General features: G+C 33.5%; 5 protein-coding genes. 1 reads left to right on the top strand and 4 read right to left on the bottom strand.

Features of this window, described 5'->3' with window-relative positions:
• Positions 1 to 102: 102 nt before the first annotated feature.
• From ACZIYX_RS09820 to mnmE, 4 genes are all read right to left on the bottom strand, one after another.
• Complete coding sequence (locus tag ACZIYX_RS09820) at positions 103 to 1,173, bottom strand: DUF6617 family protein (protein ID WP_462682052.1); 1,071 nt, start codon at positions 1,171 to 1,173, stop codon at positions 103 to 105.
• A gap of 1 nt (position 1,174) precedes the next feature.
• Positions 1,175 to 2,281: a phage integrase SAM-like domain-containing protein gene (locus ACZIYX_RS09825; protein ID WP_462682053.1), complete on the bottom strand. Its 1,107-nt coding sequence runs from the start codon at positions 2,279 to 2,281 to the stop codon at positions 1,175 to 1,177.
• Positions 2,282 to 2,285: 4 nt separating this feature from the next.
• Positions 2,286 to 2,645, bottom strand: coding sequence for a helix-turn-helix domain-containing protein (locus tag ACZIYX_RS09830; RefSeq protein ID WP_462682054.1), 360 nt, complete (start codon positions 2,643 to 2,645; stop codon positions 2,286 to 2,288).
• 261 nt (positions 2,646 to 2,906) lie between these two features.
• Complete coding sequence (gene mnmE / locus ACZIYX_RS09835) at positions 2,907 to 4,298, bottom strand: tRNA uridine-5-carboxymethylaminomethyl(34) synthesis GTPase MnmE (protein ID WP_462682055.1); 1,392 nt, start codon at positions 4,296 to 4,298, stop codon at positions 2,907 to 2,909.
• 300 nt (positions 4,299 to 4,598) lie between these two features.
• On the opposite strand from mnmE, the gene ACZIYX_RS09840 reads away from it, so the two are divergent.
• Positions 4,599 to 6,491: a trypsin-like peptidase domain-containing protein gene (locus tag ACZIYX_RS09840; protein ID WP_462682056.1), complete on the top strand. Its 1,893-nt coding sequence runs from the start codon at positions 4,599 to 4,601 to the stop codon at positions 6,489 to 6,491.
• The last annotated feature ends 319 nt before the right edge of the window (positions 6,492 to 6,810 follow it).

The following is a 6,810-nucleotide window of genomic DNA, read 5'->3' on the forward strand; positions in this document are numbered from 1 at the left end:
GTTTTACAATAAATTCTATTGCAAACTTCTATCGTAACAGGCTGGTAATCAGTAAGACGGTAACGTCTTACTACTATATCTTACTCATCTTACTGTTTTTATTTACAGTTGTCTGAGAATGTCATCAATAGTGCCTTGTTCTTTAGGGTAATTGTTCTTGTTTTTATACAAATTATTACGTTTTAAATCAGTTCCCTTTTTGGAATAAAAGAGGTTTGATTGCTCAATAGTGGTAGGATTAAAATTGCTAAAGTGTTGCTCCATTTTTGAAACTATATAACTGAATTGGGTTGTTTCACAATTCAAGTGAATTTGAGGAGCACCTATCTTTAAATCCTTGCTTGTTAATACGCTTACTAATTGTTCAACTGTGGTTTTATCTTCATTCAATAACTCTACATTAATATTCAGAGCTGATAAGGTAGATTTTAGCTTTATTATATCTCCAGTAAAACCGAATGAGAAACGAGTATCTTTTTCAAACTTATAATCATCTACACCTAAAAGAATATTGTTTACGGTTTGAAATTCAGGAGTTGTTTTGTCAATCTCTATGTCTGGAATGGGTTGTTGAAGTAGTTCTCCGTAAAGCTCGTTTTTGTTTGACGGTAATTCCGAAAGGAATTGAGGATATAATTTTTCAGTTTCTTTTAGAAAACGAATTACGTTAGTAATGAGTTGAGGAATAACATAAGCTGTTAAGTCGGTTTGGGTAAAGCTGTCTTGGTCTGTTCCTATTCTTAATAATAAGTCCTTGCAGGATTTCACTACATTTTGAACTATCTCTTTTTTCTGAATTTCTCCAATGTCCTTATTCACACATTTAAAAACTCTGTCCGATAGTCTTGTAGCTTCATTCAAAAGCAAGTAATGATAAAACCTTTGTGTTGCTGTGGTTGGTTCTGCTAATTGGATTTCTACTAATGGATGCAGTATATCGTGGCTAATATCTGTATCTGGTTGCAAAAGATAAATTTCCAAACCATCTTCTTTGAATAGATTAGGCTTGTTCTTGTGCATTTCCTTTAATGCCTTGTAATACTCGTTTATAGTCTGTTTTGGCTGTATAAATTTTGGAGACAAATTTTGTCTGTAAAACTTTTCATTGACTGCATCACTTGCCCAAGGTTTTAGGTCGCCATAGATGATGCTTTTAAAAATAGTTAGTTCCATATTATAAATCGAGTTGAATTTTATTAGCTGCTTCTTTCTTCTTATTGTCTATTACTTTGGCATATATCTGAGTGGTTTTTAATTCTCTATGACCTAATAGTTTTGATACGGTATAAATATCTGTACCCATTGTAAGCTGTAGGGTCGCATAGGTGTGTCTTGCACAATGGAACGTGATGTTTTTTGTAATACCTGCACGAAGTACCCATTGAGCTAATTTAACATTGTGCCAAGCACTATATTTTAAGCCTTTGAAAACACGCTCTGTTTTTTCCTTTTCTTCTCCTAACATATTACGAGCTTGCTCGGAAATTGGTAGGGTTTCCGCTCCTTTGGTTTTTTGTTGTCTGAAACGAATATAGTAGCCCATTTCATCAGAATGTTGCACCTCTGACCAAACTAACTTATTTATATCTGACCATCTTAAACCCGTAAGGCAAGCGAATAAAAACGCAGTTTTTAGCTGCTTGCTTTCGCAATCTGCTTTTACTAATGCTTGTACTTCTTCTAAGGTTAAAAACTCTCTTTGTGGTTCTCCTTGTTTGAATCCCTGGACTTGCTCCGCAGGATTGTATTTTAAGATGCCATCTCTAACCGCTTGTTTTAATGCTGCCTTTAATTTGTTGAAGTAGGAGTACTTGGAATTTTGTGATAATTCGTTTTCACTTTTGGTTTTGGCTTCATTGTCTAAATAATCTTTAAAGCCTTGTACCCATTCACGATTAACTCTATCAAATGAAATGTCTCTTGGACTGTATTTTCTTAAATGCTTCCCAACACTATCCCAATTGCCATAATTACCTAAACTGGCTTTTCTCTTTTCTGTGAGTGCATCAAAGTATAATAAGAAACTGCCTTTTAGTTTCTCCTTGTCTTGAAAATCATAAATGTTATTCTGAATTTCTAAATGTCTTTTGGCTCTGATACTTTCAGCTAATTGTAGTATCGTTTTATTTTGGGCTTTCTCTGCCTTAGTAAGTGAACCTTTTTCTGGGTCTGGTTTTAGATACAATTTTAGATATTCATATTCTCGCTTACCATTAGCATAGTAATCTAAATACAGACTGATTTTGTTTCCTTTCTTGCGTTTTCTTAATGTTACTTTCATAAGGCTAAATTTTAAAGAGATTATCGATTTCTGTCCGTTTTATAATAGTACGCCTACCTAATTTTGCAATGCTCAATTGGTTGCGTTTTATCATCCGCTGAATAGTCCATCTGCTTGCACCTAATAAATCGGCAGCTTCTGTAATGCTTAGAAATTCTTTATCTCTTAGGTTGATATGATTCCCTGCTTGTGTAGGTAAGGTTTGCAGAGTTTGCAAGTTTTCGGAAGATGTAGGCTTGCTTTTATTTATTTGCTTGGATAATACGGTTTGTACTTTTTCTTCTCGCTTACGTTGTTTATAAGCTCTACTTGCACACGTATGACCGCAATACTTAGTAGTGGTCTTTTGTGCAACAAAAGCCATTCCACAGAATTGACAGAATTTCGGTATTTTAATTGTACTGCTCATTTGGTGCTACTTGTAGCTCAATGTTGCTTGGTGGTGCTATATGGTGCATCATTTCGCTTTGATTTGTTGCTTTTTGATTTAGGCAACAGATAAGCTATTAGGGCAACAATTGAACAACAAATATAAGAAATAAAGAGCAATTGGGCAACAAAAAAGAGATGCTAAAAACCTATAAAATCAATAAAAACAAGTAGTTAGAAAACAAAAGAAAGATAATTACTTCCCGATACAAAAATTAGCAAAGATATTTCCTAGTAGATCATCACTGGTTATTTCACCAGTTATTTCACCAAAATGATATAATGCCTGGCGAATGTCTATTGCCATTAAATCGCCAGAAAGCCCGGAATCCAAACCATATTGTACTTTTTGAATTTCTTCTAAAGCTTTTAGTAAAGCATCATAATGACGAGAGTTGGTTACAATAGTCTCGTTGTTTCGTAAAGCTCCTGTGTTTACAAATTCTAAAAGTTTATTTTGTAGCTCTTCAACCCCTGTGTTTTGTTTAGCAGAAAGTAAATGGATGTTTTCTATTTCAGATCGTAAAGTTGAAATTTGATCATCATTAAGCTTATCTACTTTATTAGCAACAATAAGTAAAGGCTTTTGTGGGTATTTGTTTTTTATCTTACCAATTTCTGTTTTTAATTCCTGTAAACGATTTGGAGTTAAAAGAGAACTATCTACTAAATAAATAACAACCTGTGCTTGTTCTATTTTTTCAAAGGTTTTTTTTATTCCAATACTTTCTACAACATCTTTAGTATCTCGTATTCCTGCCGTGTCTATAAATCTAAAACCAATTCCGCCAATATTAATTTCATCTTCGATAGTATCTCTGGTGGTTCCGGCAATTTCAGAAACAATAGCTCTTTCTTCATTAAGTAAAGCATTTAGCAAGGTTGATTTTCCAACATTGGGTTCGCCTACAATAGCTACAGGGATTCCATTTTTAATAACATTACCAACAGCAAAAGAATCAATAAGACGTTTTAATACGTTCGTAATTTTAAAAACTAAGTCATTAAACTGAGTGCGATCTGCAAACTCTACATCTTCTTCGGCAAAATCAAGTTCTAATTCTATTAAGGATGCAAAGTTCAATAATTCATCTCTTAATTTTTTAATTTCATTAGAAAAACCTCCCCGCATTTGTTGCATTGCAATTTGATGTGAAGCCTCAGAATCTGATGCGATAAGATCAGCAACAGCTTCAGCTTGCGAAAGATCTAATTTGGCATTAATAAATGCACGAAGCGTAAATTCTCCTGCATTTGCCATTCTGCAACCTTTGCGCAATAATAATTGAATGATTTCTTGTTGGATATATACCGATCCATGACAAGAAATTTCGACAGTTGGCTCCCCGGTATACGAATTTGTACCTTTAAATAAAGAAACCAAAACTTCATCAAGTATCCTGTTTTTATCAATAATATGACCTAAATGTATGGTGTGTGTTTTTTGAGAACTTAGTTTTTTTCCGCTAATAGAACGAAATAAAGGAGAACAAATCGTAATAGCATCTTTTCCGGAAACACGAATAACCGCTATAGCTCCTGCTCCGGATGGCGTTGCTAATGCAACGATAGTATCTTGTGTTATCATTATTTTAAATATCGAAACACAAAAATAGGCATTAATAAAGTATTTTAAATTTTGCACGTTAAACTTTTTTGAAGAGTGGTTTTTCTTTTCTATCTTGTAGAAGGAATTATCACTACTTTGCATAGATAGATAATTTTTTGGAAAATAGAAAGAATACGAGAAAACGCTGGTTTTCATTTGATTAAAAATTATATGACCAGTTAGTGGAATACTATTTTATTACAACCTTTTGGGTTTTAAATACTTTAGAAACTAACTATATTTAATGTCTAACACATAATTTTTAATCATCTTATTCTTATGAAAAACACAAACTCATTTAATTTAACTTCAAAACATTCTGTACAAAAGTTCAGTTTGTTACTATGTATGGTTTTTATGCTGTCGCCATATATTAATTTTGCTCAGGATGAGCTGGCTCGTCATTATACAAAATATGACATGACCTTAAAGTCTGATGGTAATAACAACAAAAGTGATTCAGAGGTTATTACTCAAACCATATCAGAAAAAGGAGCAACATGGTTACGTTTATTTTTTAAAGATGTAAATCTGGGAGCTAAAAGTACCGTAACTATAACTTCTGCATTAGATGGTGCTACACAAACATTAACAGCAGAAACGATAAAGGATTGGAAAAACACCACAGCCTATTTTAACGGGGATAAAGTTATTGTAAAACTAACTATAGCTCCTGGAGAGAAATCCATAGGGTTAAACATAGCCGAGGTAGGTGTAGGGGAAGAAGATCCTAATGTAAAATCACAATGTGGATCAGCAGATGATCGAGTAGATTCTGCAGATAATGCTATTGGAAGAATAGTGCCAATTGGCTGTACCGGATGGATTATTACTAATGGGAAATTAGTTACTGCAGGGCATTGTGTTGGAAGCAGAGCGCAATTAATTGAGTTTAATGTGCCTAAATCTAATCCAGATAGAACAATAGTGCATCCTGGTCCGGAAGATCAATATCCAATAGGTAATTTTGTATCTCCTTATCCAAATAATGCAAGTCAGGCTAATGACTGGGCTGTATTTACTGCAAGTGCAAATTCACAAACAGGCAAAACACCTATACAGGCACAAGGAAAATCGTTTAATGTAGTACAAAGTGCACCAAGCGGTACTATAAGAATTACTGGTTTTGGTACAGATACAGGAATTGATAATCAAACTCAGCAAACTCACGCAGGACCACTATCCTCGGTTACAAATACATTTGTTAGATACAGAACAGATACAACCGGAGGAAATTCTGGAAGCCCGATTATAGACGAAGCTACAGGAAACGCAATAGGAGTTCATGCTTATGGAGGTTGTTCCTCATCTGGAGGGTCTAACTCTGGAGAGAGAGCTACTATACCTGCTTTTTGGGACGCTATGGGATTAGACGGAAACCCACCGCCTCCACCAACTTGTACAACTCTTGATTTTAATGATTATCAAATAACATCATTCTCGAATCAGGATTCTGCAGGTAATTTTTCAATTGTAAGTAATGGGGCAGGATTATCCATGCAAAATAATACTTGGAAATATATTTCTCTAAATTATACGGTAACTTCAAATACCGTTATTGAATTTGATTTTAGTAGTACTTCGCAAGGAGAAATACATGGTATAGGATTCGAAAATGATAACTCTCTTACTTCTTCAAGATATTTTAAAGTATACGGAACGCAAAATTATGGAGTAGGTAATTTTGATGATTATTCAGGATCAGGAACTAAAAAATATACTATACCAGTTGGGAATTTCTATACAGGGGCTATGGATAGGTTAGTTTTTATTAATGATAATGATGCTGGTAGTGGTAACACTTCAATATTTAGTAATGTGAAAATATATGAGGGGTCTTGTGGTCAATCTGCTACTTCTGAAAATTTGGTGGCAGAATTAGAATCTGCTTCTCCAATATTAGGTAATGAAGAAGAAGGGGATCTTGCAGGGCTAAGAATGACTCCTAATCCTGCTAAAGATATTTTTTCAGTACACATAAATCCGTATGCTAAAGGAAAAGTTGAAGCTACAGTTTACACTATTTTAGGAAGTAAAAAAGGATATTTGAAGTTACAGCCAGGAGTAAATACCATATCCACACGTGATTTATCTTTAGGTGTTGGGATTTATTTAGTAAAAATCGTAAGTAGCGATGGTGCTACTAACACACAAAAACTTATCATCAATTAAATTAATTTTTTAAAAGATATTAAATATAGTAAGGAACACCTCGTTTATTTTGGCGAGGTGTTTTTTGATTTATAAGCTTTTACTCTAAAATTACACTAGCCCTTAATCAAATTTATGTAACAAAATACTATTTTTTTCGTCCTATAAGTAAGATTGCTAAAATTATTAGCAGTTTTTTAATCATCAATCAAAAAACAAAAATCATGAAACAAGACAAATCATTATTAGTTATCACACATTTATCACAATTATTGGATCTTATTACGTATGCATCCGTCTAAGTACATCTTGATTAGATTCTTTATAGGCTATATTTTTG

It is taken from the genome of Aquimarina sp., assembly GCF_977115655.1.

Coding starts and splice junctions, on each gene's coding strand:
- ACZIYX_RS09820 (WP_462682052.1), bottom strand. CDS start 1,173: ATGGAACTAACTATTTTTAAAAGCATCATCTATGGCGACCTAAAACCT.
- ACZIYX_RS09825 (WP_462682053.1), bottom strand. CDS start 2,281: ATGAAAGTAACATTAAGAAAACGCAAGAAAGGAAACAAAATCAGTCTG.
- ACZIYX_RS09830 (WP_462682054.1), bottom strand. CDS start 2,645: ATGGCTTTTGTTGCACAAAAGACCACTACTAAGTATTGCGGTCATACG.
- mnmE (WP_462682055.1), bottom strand. CDS start 4,298: ATGATAACACAAGATACTATCGTTGCATTAGCAACGCCATCCGGAGCA.
- ACZIYX_RS09840 (WP_462682056.1), top strand. CDS start 4,599: ATGAAAAACACAAACTCATTTAATTTAACTTCAAAACATTCTGTACAA.